The sequence below is a fragment of the Geodermatophilaceae bacterium NBWT11 genome (assembly GCA_014218215.1).
In the GTDB taxonomy this organism is placed as follows: Bacteria; Actinomycetota; Actinomycetes; order Mycobacteriales; family Geodermatophilaceae; genus Klenkia.
This window is the reverse complement of the sequence record CP043652.1, coordinates 3,905,617-3,923,627: the sequence shown is the minus strand read 5'-3', so window position 1 is coordinate 3,923,627 and position 18,011 is coordinate 3,905,617. Positions and strand designations below refer to the sequence as shown.

Genomic DNA, 18,011 nt, shown 5'->3' with positions numbered 1-18,011 from the left:
GGACGGACGTCCCGAGAGTACGGCCCACCCGACCCGGTCTCAGCCGAGTTCGACCGGGTCCCCCACCCCGACCGGGCCGGGGGTCACCACGTCGGCGTAGACGCCCAGGCAGTGCCGGGGCAGCCGGGTGACCAGCAGTCGGGTGCCGCCCAGGACGAGCTCACGGCCGACCCAGTCCCGCTCGTCGTCCTCGGGCAGGTCCAGCCGGACGTTGGCCCGCGGGTCGTGGGCCGAGCAGCCCGCCGGCACGTCCCCGGCCGCGGCCCGTTCCAGGGCCTGGCGGCTCACCAGGTGCACTGCAGCCACCATGACCTGCGGTGCCCCGGCGTCCTCGATGCGGACGGTCCGCCCCAGCGCCGCCGAGACCCGGGCGGCGGCGTCGTCCCCGGTCGGGTCGATCGCAGCGAGTCCCGGCGCGGTCTTCTCCCGCAGCCGCTCACCGGTCGCCGCGTCGACCACCACCCGGCCCCGGTCCCCGGCCAGGCCGGCGGAGGTGACCTCGACCCGCTCCAGCGGGGTGGCCGCCATGCTCTTCACCGGGTGCACCAGCAGCTGCTCGACCCGACCGACGACCGCCACGGCGGCGGACGCTACCCGGCCCGCAGCCGGCGCAGCTGGGCGTCCAGGTGCGGCCGGGCCCGCCGCTGGCCACCCCGTCGGGCGACCGCCGCGGCCAGGGACTCCAGCGCCCGGGCGACCCGCTCGGCGTCCGGGGACCACCCCCGGGCCCGGCACTCCCCCAGCCACTCCACCGCGCCCCGGTGCCCACGGGCCCCGTTGCAGCGACTGCACGCAGCGACCTCGTTCTCCGGCCACGACGGGCCGCCCTTGACCCGGGGCACCACGTGCTCGGTGGTGGGCCGCACGTACCGGTCGAAGGCCCGCCCGCACCAGATGCAGGTGGGCCCGTCCCGCTCCACCGCAGCGGCCAGCCGGGCGGCGCGGTCGGGCTGGGAGGTCACGCTCCCATGGTCGTCCCCGGTCCGGTCTCCCGCCCGTCAACTGGGTCGTTGACAGACGAGCCGGGAGTGGGCAGGGTCACACCCGCACACCGGACGCCACCGTCGAGGAGACCCCCATGGCCCGCAAGCGCTTCGGCATCTTCCTGCCCCCGCACCACGTCCCGGTCGGCCAGAACCCGACCTACTCGCTGCAGCGCGACGTCCAGCTCGTCCAGACCCTGGACCAGATGGGCTACGACGAGGCCTGGTTCGGCGAGCACCACTCCTGCGGCGTCGAGCCGCTGGGCGACCCGCTGATGTTCATCGCGCACTGCGCGCAGGTCACCAAGCACATCAAGCTCGGCGCCGGGGTGCTCTCCCTGCCCTACCACAACCCCTTCCTGGTGGCCGACCGCGTCGTGCTGCTGGACCACCTGACCCGCGGCCGGGCGATGCTGGGCGTGGGCCCGGGCGCGCTGGCCACCGACGCGCTGATGCTGGGCATCGACCCGAAGGACACCCGCGCGGCGCTGGAGACCGACGTCGAGGTGCTCATGCACCTGCTGCGCAGCGACGAGCCGATCTCGATCAAGACCGACCGCTACGAGCTGGTCGACGCCCGGCTGCAGCTGGACTCCTTCTCCGACCCGCACCTGGAGGTCGCCACCGCGGCCATCGTGTCGCCGTCGGGGCCCCGCCTGGTGGGCAAGCACGGGCTCGGGATGATCTCCATCGGCGCGACCATGAGCCAGGACGGCTTCGACGCGCTGAAGATGCACTGGGACGTCGTCGAGGAGCGGGCGCAGGAGTTCGGCCAGACCGTCGACCGCTCCGGCTGGCGCCTGGTGGGCCCCATGCACATCGCCGACACCCGCGACCAGGCCATCAAGGACGTCGCCTACGGCATCGACGCCTGGTTCGACTACCTGCAGCACACCGCGGCGGCCCCGCAGCTGGGCGTGCTCGGGGAGAACACCAAGGAGCGCATCGAGTTCGTCATCGAGAGCGGCATGGGCGTCATCGGGACCGTGGACGACGCGATCCAGAAGATCGAGCAGCTGGAGGAGCAGTCCAACGGCGGCTTCGGCGCCTACCTCATGTTCGCCCACAACTGGGCGCCGTGGGAGCAGACGCTGCACCACTACCACCTGTTCGCCAACCACGTGATCCCCCAGTTCAAGGGCACGACGAGGAAGCTCAAGGCGAACGAGGCCTGGACCCGCAGCGTCCGCGAGCCGCTCGCGGCCCGCCAGTGGGACGCGATCAACTCCTGGACCGCCCAGCACGCCGAGGAGCGCGCCCAGGCCACCGGCGGGAAGGTCGTCACCGCGCAGGCCTGATCGGAGTCCCGGACCACGGACGACAGCAGCCCCCCTCCCGGACGGGAGGGGGGCTGCTGTGCTGGTGGGCGATACTGGGATCGAACCAGTGACCTCTTCGGTGTGAACGAAGCGCTCTACCGCTGAGCCAATCGCCCGGCTGCGGTGCTCCGGCAATCATGCCAGACGCCTACCGCCAGAGCGGCACCCACCCCGGGACCCAGTCGGGCACCCCGGTCAGGTGCAGCACGCACACGATGACGCCGTAGACGAAGGCCGCGGTGGCCAGGCCGATGAGCACCCGGACCCACATCGACTGCCGGCCGATCCAGTCGGTCCAGAGCTTCACGTAGCGCTTGGTGAACTCCAGGACCTGCTCGGCCCAGGTGAACTCCGAGGCCAGCACGAACAACGCCGCGATGACCGTCAGCCAGCCGGGGCCCGGCAGCGGGATGGTGACCAGCCCGACGGCGAGCAGCAGCGCACCGACGACGCCGACGCCGGCCCGGTAGGCGGTGTCCACGGTCTTGCGCGCGGCGATCCGTCGGCGCCACTTCCGCCGGCCGATCCGCTCGCGGAGGCTCTGGTGCTCGTCGGTGTCGTACCGGGTCCGTCGCTGCTCGGAGGTCTCGCGCTCCGGCCGCCGGGACGGGGTCCTGGTCTCCTGCTCGCTCAGCTGGTCACCTGCCCGTTCGCCACGATGTCCGTCGGGGAGGACGGAGCCTGACGACCGGGCTCGATGCTGATGCCGTAGGCGGAGTAGTCGTCCAGCCCGGTCGCGTCGGAGCCTACGGTCTGCAGGTCCATCCCGGGGAGGTCACGTCGAAGGTGCCCAGCGCGACCGGGCTGCCCTCCGTCATCCCCCACAGCACGTAGGTCGTGGCGGCGGTGTCGTTCACGCCCATGCCGTCGGTGACCACCTGGGCCTGACCGTCGCGGGCCACCACGGTGGCCACGGTGCGCCCGTCGTGCTCCATCGGCGCGATGGTGGCGCGGCCCGGTGCCAGCAGGGCGGACATGACGTCGGACTGGGCGGACGCGGTGGCGCGGGCGGCGTCCCGGTCCTGGGTGACCGCGACGTTCCAGGCGCCCAGGCCCAGGACGGCGGCCACCCCCGCGGCCACCAGGGCGCGCGGGACCACCCGGCGCCACGCCGGGGTCTGCTCGCTGTGCCGCACCGGGCGCGGCCCGAAGAACCGGGGCCGGGAGACCGGCCCGTCGGCGTCGGCGGGGACGGTCGGCCTCGGGGCACGGCGGATCGGCGTGGGCGGGGCCACCGCCTGGGGTGCGGGATCCTGCTCGGTCGCCTCGACGGCGGCGCGCAGGCGGGCCCGCAGGTCCACGGAGGGCTCGGCCACCGGGAGGTCGGTGGCCATGGCGGCCATCACCTCGTGGGTCTCGGCCACGGTGCGGGTGCACCGGGCACACCCGGCGAGGTGGCCGGCGAAGGCGTCCTCGTCCTCGGGCTCCAACGCGTGCAGGGCCCAGCCGACGGCGAGCTCGTCGAAGGCCTCGTGCTCGGCGTCCTGGTCGCGGGTCATCGCGTGCCCCCCTCGACCGCCGTACCCAGGGCGCTGCCCAGGGCGGACCCGACGACGACGCCGCCCAGGTTCTCCTTCAACCGGCGCATCCCGGCCAGCATGCGGGTCTTGACCGTGCCCAGCGGGGTGCCGGTCAACGCCGCGACCTCGCGCTGGGTGTAACCGCCGTAGTAGGCCAGCGTCAGCGCCTCGCGCTGGGGAGCCGGCAGTGCCTGCAGGGCGGTGCGCACCCGCTCGGAGACCACCCGGTCCCACGCCTCGTCCTCCACGTCCCGGTGCGAGACCGGTTCGGTGAGCCGCAGGTCGTCCTCGACCCGGGTCTGGCGGCGGCGGTGGGACTCCTCGCGCCGGACCGCGTCGACCGCCTTGTGGTGGACCATCGCCAACAGCCAGGAGGCGAAGGAGCCCCGCGCGGTGTCGAAGGCGTGCGGGGCCTTCCAGACGGTCAGGAACACGTCCTGCAGCACGTCCTCGGCCAGCGTGTCGTCGGCGAGCACCCGCCGGGCGAGGGCGAACGCGGGCCGGCGGAAGCGGTCGTAGAGGTCCTCGACGGCGGTCCGGTCCCCGGCCTGCAACCGACGGATCAGCTCGAGGTCGCCGGCGGAGGAGTCCTCCGGGCGCCTGGCAGGTCGGGTCACGAGTCCCATGGTCACACGGTGCGTTCGCCACCGGGGGGTCCTGCGGTTCACCTGGTCCTCGGCGTAGCCCGGTCGGGTGGGACCGGTCCCGCGGTCCTGCTCCCGACACCCCGGGGACGCGTCACCTCCCGGGGGGTGGGTCGTTGTGCGGGCATGGCGAGTCCTGCCCCGGGGTGCACGACCCGGACCACGCTGCACCTGGTCGGTCCGCGGTCGTGGACCGAGGTCCCCGCCACCCTCGTCTACGACCCGGCCGACCCCTTCGCCGTCCGCGTCCGCTTCGGTGGCCGGCCCGGCGAGGACGGCGGCGTCGACGGTGTCGAGTGGCTGCTGGGCCGCGACCTCGTGCACGCCGGCCTCTCCCGTCCCGCCGGGGACGGCGACGTGCGCCTGTGGCCGGCCCGCACCGCCGTGGACGTCCTCTTCCTCGAGCTGCGGGCGCCCTCGGGCCACGCCCTGTTCGAGCTCTCCCGCAGCGTGGTCGCGGACTTCCTCCGGGCCACCGAACGGCTCGTCCCCCGCGGTGCCGAGTCCGAGGCACCGGGCGTGGACGCCGAGCTGCTGGCCCTGCTCCACGACGGCGGTGCCGACCCGACCGGTCGCTGACCGACTGCAACGGGGCTCTCACACCCCGTCGGCAGCGCGCTGACCTGCGCGTTCAGCGCAGCACGAGACGCTCCGGTCTCGTACGGTCGAGGCGTGGGACGTCATACGACACGCCGGCGGACACGCCGGGCAGCAGTGCGGCCGCTCGCGGTCGCCGTCGCCGTCGGGGTGGTGACCGTGGGCACGGGCACCCTCGTCCTGCTCCAGACGCTGCGCCCGGCGCCGCCCGCGGCGCAGGAGGGGACCGGGGCCCCGCCGACGACGGTCAGCCTCGCCATCGGCGGTGCGGTCTCGTTCGGCGGCCGCACACTGCCCCTGCTCGACGACCCGGCGGGGCCCTTCGCCGGCACGGCCGACGTCCTGCGGGCGGCCGACGTCGCCCTGGTCGACCTCGTGGCCCCCGAGGACGGGTCCACTCCCCCGGCGGCGGCGATCACCGCCCTGGCCCATGCGGGGGTCGACGGCGTCGCCCGACTCGACCCCCGGTGGTCCGGCCCGGCGGGGACGGAGAGCACGGCGGGGCTGGCCGCCGCCGGGCTCGGGCACGGCGACACGTGGGTCGCGCACACGGGTCCGCTGGCCGTGTCGGTGCTCAACGGAACAGCCGACCCCGCCGACCGCAGCCGGCTGCTGGCCGGTGTGACCGGGGCGGACCGGGCCGGGGACGTCGTCGTCGTCCGGCTCGCGGCCCCGCCTGGCGGGGGCTGTCCCGGCGGGGCGCCCCCCGAGCTCACCGCGGCTCTCGTGGCCGCAGGTGCCGACGTGGTGGTCGGCGGCGCCCCGGCGGGCAGGCCGGGGTCGTGGGCCGGCGCGGACGACGCGGCCTGGGTGCTCCCTGCGCCCGGCCCCCTCCTCCTCGCAGCCGACGGCGGTCCGGTGGACTCCGAGGTCGTCGTCCTCCGGGTGGGCCCCGACGGGGTCCGGCACGTCGAGACCGTCCTCCTCCGGACCGACGCCTTCGGCCGGGCGCTGCCGGCGGCCGCAGCACCGCCCCGGACACCCCCCTGCGCCCCTTCCACGAGCCGCTGAGCTGCAGGTACGCGCGAGGAGGCCGGCCGCGGGACCCCCCGGTGCGCACCCCCCTGGAGGGTCGTCTAGAGTTCTCCATGCACTGCAGACGAGCGATCGTCTGCGTCGCGGATGTGGCTCAGTGGTAGAGCATCACCTTGCCAAGGTGAGGGTCGCGGGTTCGAATCCCGTCATCCGCTCGGAACCCGGGTGCTGGTCTCAGACCGGCGCTCGTGTGCGGTGGAGTGGCCGAGAGGCGAGGCAACGGCCTGCAAAGCCGTCTACACGGGTTCAAATCCCGTCTCCACCTCGACAGCCCCCGGGCTGGCTCGAGGCGGGGCCGGGGGTGACCGTCAGGTCACAGACGGGCGATTGGCGCAGCGGTAGCGCGCTTCCCTGACACGGAAGAGGTCACTGGTTCGATCCCAGTATCGCCCACCAGCACGAAGGCCCCGGAGCAGCTGCTCCGGGGCCTTCGTCGTCTCAGCGGCCGGGTGCGACCCGGTCGGACCAGAACCGGTCCACCTGCGCCAGGAGCTGCTCCCGGTCGCCGTCGTTGTCCAGCACCACGTCGGCCACCGCGGCCCGTTCGGCGTCCGTGGCCTGACTGGCGATCCGGGCCCGGGCATCGGCGGCGGTGAGACCCCGACCGACGAGTCGGGCCACCCGGGTCCCCTCGTCGGCGCGGACGACCAGCACGAGGTCGTAGGAGCCGGCCTGGCCGGTCTCCACCAGCAGGGGCACGTCCTGGACCACCACGGCGTCCTGGGGGGCCGCAGCGACCAGCTCGGCGGCCCGGGCGCGCACCAGGGGGTGCACGATCCCGTCAAGCCGCGCTCGCTGGCCGGCGTCACCGAAGACCACCGCTGCCAGCGCCGGACGGTCCAACGAGCCGTCCTCGGCGAGCACGCCGTCCCCGAAGGCCGCCGCCACCGCCGCCAGGCCGTCGGTCCCGGGCTCCACCACCTCCCGGGCGATCCGGTCGGCGTCCACCAGCACGGCGCCGTGCTCCACCAGCCGGGCGGCCACGGTCGACTTGCCCGACCCGATGCCCCCGGTCAACCCGATCCTCAGCACGGGCCGACCCTGGCACAGCTCCGGCCGGCGCACCGCACGAGCCCCCAGGTCACGATCCGGCCACGAACACCCAGGGTGACCACATCCGTCCGGCGCGTCGCACCAGTCACACCCGTCACACGACCTAGCGTCCGTCCCGGCGACCTCACCTCCACCGTTCCCGAGGTCACCGCGCAGAGAGGCGGACCCGACCATGTCCCGACACACGTCCCTGGAGCCCTCGCCCGCCGTCGGCAGGCGTCGCGGCCCGGGCCGGCACCGGAACGACGTCCCCGGTGGCGTGCGGTGTGCCGACCTGCCCGCCGTCGCCGCCCGGCTGCAGCCGAGCACCCCACGCTCCACGGCGTCGTTCCTGCGCTCGCTGCTGAGCTCGGTGCCCAGCGGCCGGCACACCTGGGACGCCCTGACCTCGGCCGGTGGCCGCCCGCGCACCGCGTTCGCGATCATCCTCAGCCTCTGACGGGAACCGGCTGACCCCCCGGGGTCGCACCACCCCGACCACGACGTCCCCGTGGGCCACCGGCCCACGGGGACGTCGTCGTGCTGTCCGGACCCTGATCAGACCCCGGACACGACGGTGCGCCGCCCACCCGGAGGTGGACGGCGCACCGTCGTCAGCTGATCAGCTCAGCGGGGACGAGCTCACTCGCCGCCGGCGAGCTTGGCGCGCAGCGCGGCCAGGGCCTCGTCGGAGGCCAGGGTGCCGCCGCCGCTGCTGCTGCCACCGGAGGAGGAACCGGTGCTGGCAGCCGGACCGGAGTCCGAGTCCACGGGGGCGTCGCTGGAGTAGCTGCCACCGGCAGCCGCCTCGGCGTCGGCCTCGCGGGCCGCCGTGATCTGCTTCTGGTGCGCCTCGAAGCGCGCCTGGGCGTCGGCGTACTGCTTCTCCCACGCCTCACGAGCAGCGTCGAAGCCCTCGAGCCACTCACCGGTGTCGGAGTCGAAGCCCTCGGGGTAGACGTAGTTGCCCTGCTCGTCGTAGGCAGCGGCCATGCCGTAGGCAGCCGGGTCGAACTGGTCGTCCTCGGCGATGACGCCCTCGTTGGCCTGCTTCAGCGACAGCGAGATGCGACGACGGTCCAGGTCGATGTCGATGACCTTGACCAGGAGCTCGTCGCCGACCTGCGCGACCTGCTCCGGGATCTCCACGTGGCGCTCGGCCAGCTCGGAGATGTGCACCAGGCCCTCGATGCCCTCGTCGACGCGCACGAACGCACCGAAGGGGACCAGCTTGGTGACCTTGCCGGGCACGACCTGCCCGATCTGGTGGGTCCGGGCGAACTGACGCCACGGGTCCTCCTGGGTCGCCTTCAGCGACAGGGAGACGCGCTCACGGTCCAGGTCGACGTCGAGGACCTCGACGGTGACCTCCTGGCCGACCTCGACGACCTCGGACGGGTGGTCGATGTGCTTCCAGGACAGCTCGGAGACGTGCACCAGGCCGTCGACGCCACCCAGGTCCACGAAGGCACCGAAGTTGACGATCGAGGAGACCTGCCCGGTCCGGACCTGGCCCTTGGCGAGCTTGTTGAGGAACTCGCTGCGGACCTCGGACTGGGTCTGCTCCAGCCACTGACGACGGGAGAGGACGACGTTGTTGCGGTTCTTGTCCAGCTCGATGATCTTGGCCTCGAGCTCGCGGCCCACGTAGGGCTGCAGGTCGCGGACGCGACGCATCTCGACCAGCGACGCCGGGAGGAACCCGCGCAGGCCGATGTCCAGGATGAGACCGCCCTTGACGACCTCGATGACGGTGCCGGTGACGACCTCGTCGGCTTCCTTCTTGGCCTCGATCGTGCCCCAGGCGCGCTCGTACTGGGCGCGCTTCTTGGACAGGATCAGACGCCCTTCCTTGTCCTCCTTCTGGAGGACCAGGGCTTCCACCTCGTCGCCGACGGAGACGACCTCGTTGGGGTCGACGTCGTGCTTGATGGACAGCTCACGCGAGGGGATGACGCCCTCGGTCTTGTAGCCGATGTCCAGCAGCACCTCGTCGCGGTCGACCTTGACGATGACGCCCTCGACGATGTCGCCGTCGTTGAAGTACTTGATCGTCTGGTCGATGGCTGCGAGGAAGTCCTCCGCGGTGCCGATGTCGTTCACGGCGACCTGCGGTGCGGTGGTGCTGTCGGGACGGACCTGAGTGGAGGTCATGTGGTCGGGTGCTCCGGACGGGGGGTGTGGAGGGACGGGGACGACCTGCCGCCGATGCGGCCGCAGGGGGTGTGCACGGGAGAGGCGAGGAGGGCGCCGCAGCGGGCACCGCACCACAGACCTCTGGCGCCCCTCCATCGTACGTACCGCCGACGGCCCGGTCCACCAAGGGTCCGACCCGCCCGTGCCACCATCCCCCGATGCCCACCGACGCTCCGCTGCCACTGGCCTCCGACGGCTACCCGCTGGCCGGCGGGGTCGAGCGCCGGGACGTCGGCGACGCCGAGTCGGTGCGGGCCAACCGGGGCTGGTGGGACGCCGCGGCCCCGGCCTACCTCGCCGAGCACGGTGCCGACCTCGGTGACGCGGACTTCCTGTGGTGCCCGGAGGGACTGCGCGAAGCCGACGCGCACCTGCTGGGCGACGTGGCCGGCCGGCGGGTGCTGGAGCTGGGCTGCGGCTCGGCGCCGTGTGCCCGCTGGCTGACCGCCGCCGGCGCCGAGGTGCTCGCCCTGGACCTGTCGGCCGGGATGCTGGCCCGGGCCCGCGAGCTGGCGGAGACGACCGGGCTGCACCCGACGCTCCTGCAAGCCGACGTCGGGGCGCTGCCGCTGGCCACGGACTCCGTCGACCTGGCCTGCTCGGCGTTCGGCGGGCTGCCGTTCGTGGCCGACGTCCGCGGCGCGCTGGGCGAGGTGGCCCGGGTGCTGCGTCCGGGCGGCCGGTTCGTCGCGTCGGTGAACCACCCGCTGCGCTGGCCCTTCCCCGACTCCCCCGACCCGGCCGACCTCACCGTGGTGGGCTCCTACTTCGACCGCACGCCCTACGTGGAGACCGACGGCGCGGACACCGTGGTCTACGTGGAGCACCACCGCACGGTCGGGGACTGGGTGCGCGACGTGGTGGGTGCCGGCTTCGTGCTCACCGACCTGGTCGAGCCGGAGTGGATCCCGGGCCGCACCCAGACGTGGGGCCAGTGGTCCCCCGCCCGCGGCGCCCTGGTCCCCGGCACCCTCGTCCTGGTCTGCGACCTGCCTGCCTGACCCTCAGTGGGCCGCGGCGTCCCAGCTCTGGCCGACGCCGACGGACACGTCCAGGGCCACCGACAGGTCGGCGGCGCCGGCCATCTCGGCGCGGACGAGCTCCTCCAGCTGCTCCCGCTCCCCCGCAGCGACCTCGAGCACCAGCTCGTCGTGCACCTGCAGCACCATCCGGGAGGAGAGCCCCCGCTCGGCGATGCCCTGCTCGACCCGCAGCATCGCCACCTTGATGACGTCGGCGGCCGAGCCCTGGATGGGGGCGTTGAGCGCCATCCGCTCGGCCATGTCCCGACGCTGCTTGTTGTCGCTGGTCAGGTCGGGCAGGTACCGGCGGCGACCCATGGTGGTCTCGGTGTACCCGGTCTGGCGGGCGTCCTCCACCACGCCGTCCAGGTAGTCGCGGATCCCGCCGAAGCGCTCGAAGTAGGCGGTCATCTGGCCCCGCGCCTCCTCCGGGGTGATCCGCAGCTGCTGGGCCAGCCCGTAGGCGCTCAACCCGTAGGCGAGCCCGTAGCTCATCGCCTTGATCCGGCGCCGCATCTCCGGGTCGACCTGCTCGATCGGGATGTCGAAGGCCCGCGAGGCCACGAAGGTGTGCAGGTCCTCCCCCGAGGTGAACGCCTCGATGAGCGCGGCGTCCTCGGACAGGTGGGCCATGATCCGCATCTCGATCTGGCTGTAGTCCGCGGTCATCAGCGACTCGTAGCCCTGCCCGACGACGAACGCCTGCCGGATCCGCCGGCCCTCGGCGCTGCGGATCGGGATGTTCTGCAGGTTCGGGTCGGTCGAGGACAACCGTCCGGTGGCCGCGATCGTCTGCTGGAACGTGGTGTGGATCCGGCCGGCGTCGTCGACCATCGGGATCAGGCCGTCGATGACGGTGCGCAGCCGGGTGACGTCGCGGTGCCGAAGCAGCGCCTCGAGGAACGGGTGCGGGGCGGTGGCCTGCAGCGTGGTGAGCGCGTCGGCGTCGGTGGTGTACCCGGTCTTGTTCTTCTTGGTCTTCGGCAGGCCGAGCTGGTCGAACAGCACCGCCTGCAGCTGCTTCGGTGAGCCGAGGTTGATCTCCTGGCCGCCGATCGCCTCGTAGGCGTCGGCGGCGGCCTCGGCGACCGAGGAGGCGAACTCCGCCTGCAGGTCGTGCAGCAGCTCGACGTCGGCGGCGATCCCGCGCTGCTCCATCCGGGCCAGCACCCGGGTGAGCGGCAGCTCCAGGCCGGTGAGCAGCTGGTCGCCGCCCTTCTGGCCGAGCAGCTGCTCCAGGGCGTCGGAGAGGTCGTTGACCGCGACGGCCTTGCGGGCGTCGGCGACGGCGGCCTCCCGGGCCACGTCGTCCTCGGTCGGGCCCATGCCGTCCAGGCTCAGCTGCTGCTCGACCGGCTCGGGGTCGGTGAGCTCGCGGCGCAGGTAGCGGACGGCGAGGTCGCCGAGGTCGAAGGACCGCTGGCCGGGCAGCGCCAGGTAGGCGGCCAGGGCGGTGTCGCTGACCTCGCCGGCGAGGTCCCAGCCGCGGGCCCAGACGGCGAGCAGCGGGCCCTTGACCTCGTGCACGACCTTCTTGGCCGACGGGTCGGCCAGCCAGGCGGCCAGCGCCTGCTCGTCGGTGACGTCGAGGTCGGGACCGAGGTCGACGAAGACGGTGTGGTCGTCGCCGGCGGCCAGCGCGATGCCGGTCAGCTCACCGGTGCCCCGGCCCCAGGTGCCGCGGAAGACGATGCCGGTGTGCCCGGTGCGGGCGTGGGCGTCCAGCCAGTCCGACAACCCACCGGGGACCAGCTCGTCGACGGTCACGTCGATGCCGCCGTCGACCTCGGGCTCGGCGCTGGTGAGGGTGGAGAACAGCCGGTCGCGCAGCACCCGGAACTGCAGGTTGTCGAACAGGGTGTGCACCTCGGCGCGGTCCCAGGCCTGGACGGCGAGGTCGACCGGGTGCAGGTCCAGGGCGACGGCACGGTCGAGCTCGGTGAGCCGCCGGTTCTGCAGCACCGAGGACAGGTGCTCGCGCAGCTTCTCCCCGACCTTGCCCTTGACGGTGTCGACCTGGTCGACGAGCTGGTCGAGCGAGCCGTACTCGCGGATCCACTTGGAGGCCGTCTTCTCCCCGACGCTGGGGATGCCCGGCAGGTTGTCCGACGGGTCGCCGCGCAGCGCCGCGAAGTCGGGGTACTGGGTGGGGGTCAGGCCGTACTTCTCCTCGACCGCCTCCGGGGTGAAGCGGGTCAGGTCCGAGACGCCCTTGCGCGGGTAGAGCACGGTGACGTGCTCGTTGACCAACTGCAGCGCGTCGCGGTCCCCGGTGCAGATCAGCACGTCCATGCCCGACTCGACGGCCTGCACCGTGAGGGTGGCGATCACGTCGTCGGCCTCGAAGCCGGCGGCGGTGAGCACCGGGACGTGCAGGGCGGCCAGCACCTCCTGGATGAGGCTCACCTGGCCGCGGAAGTCGGTCGGGCTCTCGCTCCGGTTGGCCTTGTACCCGGCGAAGATCTCGCTGCGGAAGGTCTGCCGGCCCACGTCGAAGGCCACCGCGAGGTGCGAGGGCGCCTCGTCGCGCAGCACGTTGATCAGCATCGAGGTGAACCCGTAGACGGCGTTCGTCGGCTGACCCGTCGTGGTCGAGAAGTTCTCCACCGGCAGCGCGAAGAAGGCGCGGTAGGCCAGCGAGTGGCCGTCGAGCAGCAGCAGCCGGGGCCGCGGATGCGAGCCGTCGGGGGTGCGGTCGGTGGGCGTGGACGCGGGGGCGGAGACCGGAGCGGACATCGGGGTCACCCTAAGACCGGGGTACGACAGTCCGGCAGCCCTCGGCGGTTACCGTCCACCGGTGCCCACCCCCCGCCCCGACTGGGCCCCGGAACCGACCGGGCTCGACGCCAAGCTCGGCATCGTCATCACCGACTTCACCGCCGACCGGATGGTCGCGACCATGCCGGTGGCGGGCAACGAGCAGCCCCACGGCCTGCTGCACGGCGGGGCCACCTGCGCCCTGGTGGAGTCGATCGGCTCCTGGGCCGCGGCCCTGCACGCCGGCCCCGGCCGCCAGGTGGTCGGCATCGAGCTCAACGCCTCCTACCTGCGCGCGGCCACCGAGGGCGTCGTCACCGCCGTCTGCACCCCGGTGCGCCGCGGACGCACGCTGGCCACCTTCCTCGTCGAGGTCACCGACGACCAGGGACGCCCGACGGCGACAGCACGACTGACCTGTCTGGTCAAGCAGGACTGACGCGGGAAGACCTGCTGGCTGCGGCGGGTCGCGAAAGGGTCACGGCCCGTCCAGAGGACCCGAAACCGCAACAAACGTGGGTTACGGTTCCGCCCGTTCAACCGACGGCTGCCCGGTGTCCACCCCGACCCCGGCCGTCGTCCCCACTCCACGGCCAGGAGGTCGAGTGACGCACGCACTCACCCGTGCTCCCGAGCACGGTGCCCGGACGGGCCCGCCCCGCGGGCGCCCGCCGGGCCGGTTCCGCCGGCTGTTCGCCGGGACGGCGGGCCGCAGGTCCCTCGTGCTGGCCATGCTCGTCGCCGCGTTCGCGATGTCGGTGGCCACGCTGCTGCCCTCGGGCGTCGCCAGCGCCGAGGGCGAGCGCATCGTCGGCACCCTGCAGACCAGCGTCAGCGGCCCGATCCCCGACGTCGAGGTCACGGTCACCACCGCGAGCGGCGACGAGGTCGACTCCGCGACCACCGACGAGAACGGCCGCTTCGCCATCGACCTCCCCGACGGGGCCGGCGACTACACCGTCAGCATCGACGGGGACGCGCTGCCCGACGGGGTCACCCTCGGGCCGCAGGGCGACACCCGCGACGTCACCGTCGACAACGGGCGCTCCCAGCCGGTCAACTTCGGCCTGCAGGACGGCACCGCGAACAGCGGCGGCGGCAACGTCCGCGCGATCCAGCTGCTCGTGGACGGGCTGCGCTTCGGGCTGATCATCGCCGTCTGCGCGGTGGGTCTGTCGCTGATCTTCGGCACCACCGGGCTGACCAACTTCGCCCACGGCGAGCTGGTCACCATCGGCGCCATCGTCGCCTGGTACGTCAACGTGCAGGGCGGGGTGCCGCTCATCGCGGCGACGCTCATCGCGATGGTGGTCGGGGCCGGGGTCGGTGCACTCCACGAACTGGCCCTGTGGCGCCCGCTGCGCAAGCGCGGCACCGGCCTCGTCGCGGCCCTGGTGGTCTCGATCGGCCTGTCGCTGCTGCTGCGCTACCTGCTGCAGATCATCTACGGCGGGTTCTCCAACCCCTACGCCGAGTACCAGTCCCAGCGGGCCCAGAGCTACGGCGTGTTCACCCTGACCAACCGGGCCCTGGCGTCGATCGTCATCGCCCTGGTCGTGCTGGTGCTCGTCGCGCTCATGCTCCAGAAGACCAAGATCGGCAAGGCCATGCGGGCGGTCTCGGACAACCGGGACCTCGCCGCCTCCTCGGGCATCGACGTCAACCGCGTCATCCTCATCGTCTGGATGATGGGCGGGGCCCTCGCGGCCCTCGGCGGCGTGCTGCTCGGACTGTCCGACCAGGTCCAGTGGGACATGGGCTTCCGTCTGCTGCTGCTGATGTTCGCCGGGGTCACCCTCGGCGGGCTGGGCACGGCCTACGGCGCCCTGGTCGGCAGCGTCATCATCGGTGTGTTCGTCCAGATGTCCACGTTGGTCATCCCGGACGACGTGAAGTACGTCGGAGGTCTGCTCCTCTTGATCGTCATCCTCGTCATCCGGCCCCAGGGCATCCTGGGCAGCCGGGCCCGGATCGGCTGACCCGGTGAGCGACCTCCTCGACGCCCTCGCGATCGCGCTGAAGTCCGGCCTGGGGTTCCAGGCCATCTTCTTCGCGCTGCTCGCCATCGGCATCAACGTGCACTTCGGCTACACCGGACTGCTGAACTTCGGCCAGATCGCCTTCGCCATGCTCGGTGGCTTCGGCATCGCCATCTCGGTCAGCAAGTGGGGCATGCCGTTCTGGGTCGGCGTCGTCGTCGGCATCGTGGCGGCGGTCGTGCTGGCCCTGCTGCTGGGTCTGCCCACCCTGCGACTGCGGGCGGACTACCTGGCGATCGTCACGATCGCCACGGCCGAGGGCCTGCGCCTGCTGTTCCGGTCGGTCTCGGCCACCCCGGTCACCAACGGCACCCGCGGCCTGTCGGCGTTCAACCAGAGCTTCATCGCCCTGGCCCCCTGGGACACCCAGCGTCGCTACGCGATCCTGGGCACCTCGTGGAGCGGTGGTGAGCTCTGGGTCGCCACCGTCGGCTGGGTGCTCGTGGCGCTGGCCAGCCTGCTGGTCTTCCAGCTCATGCGCAGCCCCTGGGGCCGCGTGCTGAAGGCCATCCGCGAGGACGAGGACGCCGTCCGCGCCCTGGGCAAGAACGTCTACAGCTACAAGATGCAGGCGCTCGTGCTCGGTGCGGTCTTCGGTGCACTCGGCGGCATGGTCTACGCCGTCGGCACCGGCTCCGCGATCCCCGACCAGTACCAGAACGCCAACACGTTCCTGGCCTACGCCGCCCTCATCCTGGGTGGCGCGGCCCGCGTGCTGGGCCCCGTCGTGGGGTCGATCATCCTGCTGTTCATCCTGCAGTTCGCCGACACCGGCCTGCGCTCGCTGATCAGCAACGGGATCATCCCCGACACCCTGCTGTCCTCCACCGACGTCGCGCAGATCCGCTTCGTCCTGGTCGGCATCGGGCTCATGCTGCTGTTGGTGTTCCGACCCCAGGGCATCTTCGGTGACCGACGAGAGGTGATGCTCGATGCCCGCTGACCCCACTCCCGTCCAGCCGGCCGACCGTCCTGCCCCGGCCCGCCTCGCGCAGGCGGCGCTGGCGGACCTGCCCTGGCAGGTCGGCGTCGCCAAGCCCGACCCGGCGCTCGTCGTCGACGGGGTCACCCGCACCTTCGGTGGGCTCACCGCGGTGTCGGTGGACCACCTGGAGATCCAGCGCGGTGGCATCACCGGGCTGATCGGGCCCAACGGCGCCGGCAAGACGACGCTGTTCAACCTGCTCACCGGGTTCGACCAGCCCGACACCGGCACCTGGACCTTCGACGGCCAGTCGCTGGGCAAGCTGTCCCCGCACAAGGTGGCCCGTCTCGGCGTCGTCCGCACGTTCCAGCTGACCAAGGCGCTCTCGCGCCTGACCGTCATGCAGAACATGCTGCTGGGCGCCCAGGACCAGAACGGGGAGTCCTTCCTCAAGGCCCTGGTGCCCGGCACCTGGCGTCGCCAGGAGACCGCGAACACCGAGCGGGCGATGGAGCTGCTCAAGCGCTTCAAGCTCGACGCCAAGAAGGACGACTTCGCCGGCATCCTCTCCGGCGGGCAGCGCAAGCTGCTGGAGATGGCCCGCGCGCTCATGAGCGACCCCAAGGTCGTCATGCTCGACGAGCCGATGGCCGGGGTGAACCCGGCGCTGACCCAGTCCCTGCTGGGCCACGTCAAGGACCTCCGCGAGGACGGCATGACCGTCGTCTTCGTCGAGCACGACATGGACGTCGTCCGCGACATCAGCGACTGGGTCGTGGTGATGGCCGCCGGCAAGATCATCGCCGAGGGGCCCCCGGAGTCGATCTCGCAGAACAAGGACGTGGTCGACGCCTACCTGGGCGCCCACCACGACGCACCGCTGACCAACGAGGAGGAGGACCGCGTCCTCGCCGAGGCGGAGGCTGCCATCGCCCGCGAGGAGGGCGTCCCCACCGGCGACCGCCCCGCGGAGACGCTCTCCAGCGAGCGGACCGGCTCGCACCGGTCGACCACCGACGGGACGGACACCACACGATGAGCGAACCGCTGTTCGAGGTCGACGAGACCGGTGAGGACGTCACCCGCGCCGACACCGTGGCCTCGGCCGAGCTCTCCCCCGCGGAGAAGGCGGCCACCCGCGAGGAGCACCTCAAGCTCGCCGAGGGTGCGCTGGTGCGCGCCGACGACCTGGTCGCCGGCTACGTCCCCGGGGTCAACATCCTCCGGGGCTGCGACTTCTACCTGAAGGACGGCGAGCTGGTCGGGATCATCGGTCCCAACGGGGCCGGCAAGTCCACCCTGCTCAAGGCACTGTTCGGGCTGATCCCGGTCCGGTCGGGCGGGGTCACCCTGCGCGGGGAGACGATCACCTCGGCACCGGCCCACCGGCTGGTGCAGATGGGCGTGGGCTATGTCCCGCAGAACAACAACGTCTTCCCCTCCCTCACCATCGCCGAGAACATGCAGATGGGCGTCTACCTGCGGCCCAAGACGTTCAAGGACCGCTTCGACTACGTCATCGACCTGTTCCCGCTGCTCGGTGAGCGGCGCAACGGCAAGGCCGGGTCGCTGTCCGGTGGCGAGCGGCAGATGGTCGCCATGGGCCGGGCGCTGATGATGGACCCGTCGGTGCTGCTGCTCGACGAGCCCTCGGCCGGGTTGTCCCCCGCCTACCAGGACGAGGTCTTCATCCGCTGCCGGCGGATCAACGCCACCGGCGTCTCGATCATCATGGTCGAGCAGAACGCCCGCCGGTGCCTGCAGATCTGCGACCGCGGCTACGTGCTCGACCAGGGCCGCAACGCCTACACCGACACGGGCAAGTCGCTGATGAACGACCCCAAGGTCGTCGAGCTGTACCTGGGCACCCTCGCCAAGGCGCAGTGACCGCAGCAGCACACCCGATGCCGGTCGCCCCGCACACGCGGGGCGGCCGGCATCG

Annotated in this window: 17 protein-coding genes, 4 tRNA genes and 1 pseudogene; 13 read left to right on the top strand and 9 right to left on the bottom strand. The window is 72.6% G+C overall.

Features of this window, described 5'->3' with window-relative positions:
- Window positions 1-39: 39 nt before the first annotated feature.
- Together F1C76_19065 and F1C76_19060 are read right to left on the bottom strand one after the other, a co-directional pair.
- Window positions 40-579: a sulfurase gene (locus tag F1C76_19065; GenBank protein QNG38385.1), complete on the bottom strand. Its 540-nt coding sequence runs from the start codon at window positions 577-579 to the stop codon at window positions 40-42.
- A gap of 11 nt (window positions 580-590) precedes the next feature.
- Window positions 591-962, bottom strand: coding sequence for an HNH endonuclease (locus tag F1C76_19060; protein ID QNG38384.1), 372 nt, complete (start codon window positions 960-962; stop codon window positions 591-593).
- A gap of 116 nt (window positions 963-1,078) precedes the next feature.
- On the opposite strand from F1C76_19060, the gene F1C76_19055 reads away from it, so the two are divergent.
- The gene (locus tag F1C76_19055; GenBank protein QNG38383.1) at window positions 1,079-2,281 is read left to right on the top strand and encodes an LLM class flavin-dependent oxidoreductase; all 1,203 of its coding nucleotides are present in this window, start codon (window positions 1,079-1,081) and stop codon (window positions 2,279-2,281) included.
- A gap of 62 nt (window positions 2,282-2,343) precedes the next feature.
- Here F1C76_19055 and F1C76_19050 read toward each other — a convergent pair.
- From F1C76_19050 to F1C76_19035, 4 genes and pseudogenes are all read right to left on the bottom strand, one after another.
- Window positions 2,344-2,418 (bottom strand) — tRNA-Val (locus F1C76_19050).
- 32 nt (window positions 2,419-2,450) lie between these two features.
- Window positions 2,451-2,828 (bottom strand): TIGR02611 family protein, encoded by a 378-nt coding sequence (locus F1C76_19045; protein ID QNG39375.1) that lies wholly within the window; start codon window positions 2,826-2,828, stop codon window positions 2,451-2,453.
- A gap of 104 nt (window positions 2,829-2,932) precedes the next feature.
- A pseudogene (locus tag F1C76_19040) lies at window positions 2,933-3,801 on the bottom strand (anti-sigma factor).
- On the bottom strand, window positions 3,798-4,454 hold the full coding sequence (locus F1C76_19035) for a sigma-70 family RNA polymerase sigma factor (GenBank protein ID QNG38382.1): 657 nt from the start codon (window positions 4,452-4,454) through the stop codon (window positions 3,798-3,800). Before F1C76_19035 ends, F1C76_19040 begins: the two are co-directional and overlap by 4 nt.
- A gap of 138 nt (window positions 4,455-4,592) precedes the next feature.
- Here F1C76_19035 and F1C76_19030 point away from each other — a divergent pair, with 138 nt between their 5' ends.
- The 5 genes from F1C76_19030 to F1C76_19010 all read left to right on the top strand — a co-directional run bounded on the left by F1C76_19030 (window position 4,593) and on the right by F1C76_19010 (window position 6,494).
- A complete protein-coding gene (locus F1C76_19030) occupies window positions 4,593-5,045 on the top strand; it encodes an SsgA family sporulation/cell division regulator (GenBank protein QNG38381.1) in 453 nt (150 codons plus the stop codon).
- A 135-nt stretch (window positions 5,046-5,180) separates the two neighbouring features.
- Complete coding sequence (locus F1C76_19025; GenBank protein QNG38380.1) at window positions 5,181-6,074, top strand: CapA family protein; 894 nt, start codon at window positions 5,181-5,183, stop codon at window positions 6,072-6,074.
- Between the two features lie 107 nt (window positions 6,075-6,181).
- Window positions 6,182-6,253, top strand: a tRNA-Gly gene (locus F1C76_19020).
- A gap of 39 nt (window positions 6,254-6,292) precedes the next feature.
- A tRNA-Cys gene (locus F1C76_19015) sits at window positions 6,293-6,363 on the top strand.
- Window positions 6,364-6,419: 56 nt separating this feature from the next.
- Window positions 6,420-6,494: transfer RNA gene (locus F1C76_19010), tRNA-Val, on the top strand.
- 42 nt (window positions 6,495-6,536) lie between these two features.
- On the opposite strand, the gene F1C76_19005 is transcribed toward F1C76_19010, so the two are convergent.
- Window positions 6,537-7,130: a dephospho-CoA kinase gene (locus F1C76_19005; protein ID QNG38379.1), complete on the bottom strand. Its 594-nt coding sequence runs from the start codon at window positions 7,128-7,130 to the stop codon at window positions 6,537-6,539.
- A gap of 193 nt (window positions 7,131-7,323) precedes the next feature.
- On the opposite strand from F1C76_19005, the gene F1C76_19000 reads away from it, so the two are divergent.
- Window positions 7,324-7,590 carry a hypothetical protein gene (locus F1C76_19000; protein ID QNG38378.1) on the top strand — a complete coding sequence of 89 codons (267 nt, stop codon included), beginning with the start codon at window positions 7,324-7,326 and terminating at the stop codon, window positions 7,588-7,590.
- Between the two features lie 182 nt (window positions 7,591-7,772).
- Here F1C76_19000 and F1C76_18995 read toward each other — a convergent pair whose 3' ends face one another.
- The gene (locus F1C76_18995; protein ID QNG38377.1) at window positions 7,773-9,284 is read right to left on the bottom strand and encodes a 30S ribosomal protein S1; all 1,512 of its coding nucleotides are present in this window, start codon (window positions 9,282-9,284) and stop codon (window positions 7,773-7,775) included.
- 200 nt (window positions 9,285-9,484) lie between these two features.
- Between F1C76_18995 and F1C76_18990 the strand changes: the two genes are divergently transcribed.
- On the top strand, window positions 9,485-10,327 hold the full coding sequence (locus F1C76_18990) for a methyltransferase domain-containing protein (protein QNG38376.1): 843 nt from the start codon (window positions 9,485-9,487) through the stop codon (window positions 10,325-10,327).
- Window positions 10,328-10,330: 3 nt separating this feature from the next.
- Here the strand turns inward: F1C76_18990 and polA are convergent, their stop codons facing one another.
- Window positions 10,331-13,084 carry a DNA polymerase I gene (gene polA / locus F1C76_18985; protein QNG38375.1) on the bottom strand — a complete coding sequence of 918 codons (2,754 nt, stop codon included), beginning with the start codon at window positions 13,082-13,084 and terminating at the stop codon, window positions 10,331-10,333.
- Between the two features lie 61 nt (window positions 13,085-13,145).
- On the opposite strand from polA, the gene F1C76_18980 reads away from it, so the two are divergent.
- The 5 genes from F1C76_18980 (at window position 13,146) to F1C76_18960 (ending at window position 17,956) form a co-directional block, all read left to right on the top strand.
- On the top strand, window positions 13,146-13,544 hold the full coding sequence (locus F1C76_18980; GenBank protein QNG38374.1) for a PaaI family thioesterase: 399 nt from the start codon (window positions 13,146-13,148) through the stop codon (window positions 13,542-13,544).
- A gap of 292 nt (window positions 13,545-13,836) precedes the next feature.
- Complete coding sequence (locus F1C76_18975; protein QNG39374.1) at window positions 13,837-15,084, top strand: branched-chain amino acid ABC transporter permease; 1,248 nt, start codon at window positions 13,837-13,839, stop codon at window positions 15,082-15,084.
- 4 nt (window positions 15,085-15,088) lie between these two features.
- Window positions 15,089-16,087, top strand: a complete 999-nt coding sequence (locus tag F1C76_18970) for a branched-chain amino acid ABC transporter permease (protein QNG38373.1) — start codon at window positions 15,089-15,091, stop codon at window positions 16,085-16,087.
- The gene (locus F1C76_18965) at window positions 16,077-17,108 is read left to right on the top strand and encodes an ABC transporter ATP-binding protein (GenBank protein ID QNG38372.1); all 1,032 of its coding nucleotides are present in this window, start codon (window positions 16,077-16,079) and stop codon (window positions 17,106-17,108) included. Before F1C76_18970 ends, F1C76_18965 begins: the two co-directional genes overlap by 11 nt.
- 56 nt (window positions 17,109-17,164) lie before the next feature.
- A complete protein-coding gene (locus F1C76_18960) occupies window positions 17,165-17,956 on the top strand; it encodes an ABC transporter ATP-binding protein (GenBank protein ID QNG39373.1) in 792 nt (263 codons plus the stop codon).
- The last annotated feature ends 55 nt before the right edge of the window (window positions 17,957-18,011 follow it).

Excerpts from the sequence above, each read along its gene's own strand:
- F1C76_18975 (QNG39374.1), top strand. The coding sequence starts at position 13,837 with ATGCTCGTCGCCGCGTTCGCGATGTCGGTGGCCACGCTGCTGCCCTCG.
- F1C76_18965 (QNG38372.1), top strand. The coding sequence starts at position 16,077 with ATGCCCGCTGACCCCACTCCCGTCCAGCCGGCCGACCGTCCTGCCCCG.
- F1C76_19030 (QNG38381.1), top strand. The coding sequence starts at position 4,593 with ATGGCGAGTCCTGCCCCGGGGTGCACGACCCGGACCACGCTGCACCTG.
- F1C76_18990 (QNG38376.1), top strand. The coding sequence starts at position 9,485 with ATGCCCACCGACGCTCCGCTGCCACTGGCCTCCGACGGCTACCCGCTG.
- F1C76_19000 (QNG38378.1), top strand. The coding sequence starts at position 7,324 with ATGTCCCGACACACGTCCCTGGAGCCCTCGCCCGCCGTCGGCAGGCGT.
- F1C76_19055 (QNG38383.1), top strand. The coding sequence starts at position 1,079 with ATGGCCCGCAAGCGCTTCGGCATCTTCCTGCCCCCGCACCACGTCCCG.
- F1C76_18995 (QNG38377.1), bottom strand. The coding sequence starts at position 9,284 with ATGACCTCCACTCAGGTCCGTCCCGACAGCACCACCGCACCGCAGGTC.
- polA (QNG38375.1), bottom strand. The coding sequence starts at position 13,084 with ATGTCCGCTCCGGTCTCCGCCCCCGCGTCCACGCCCACCGACCGCACC.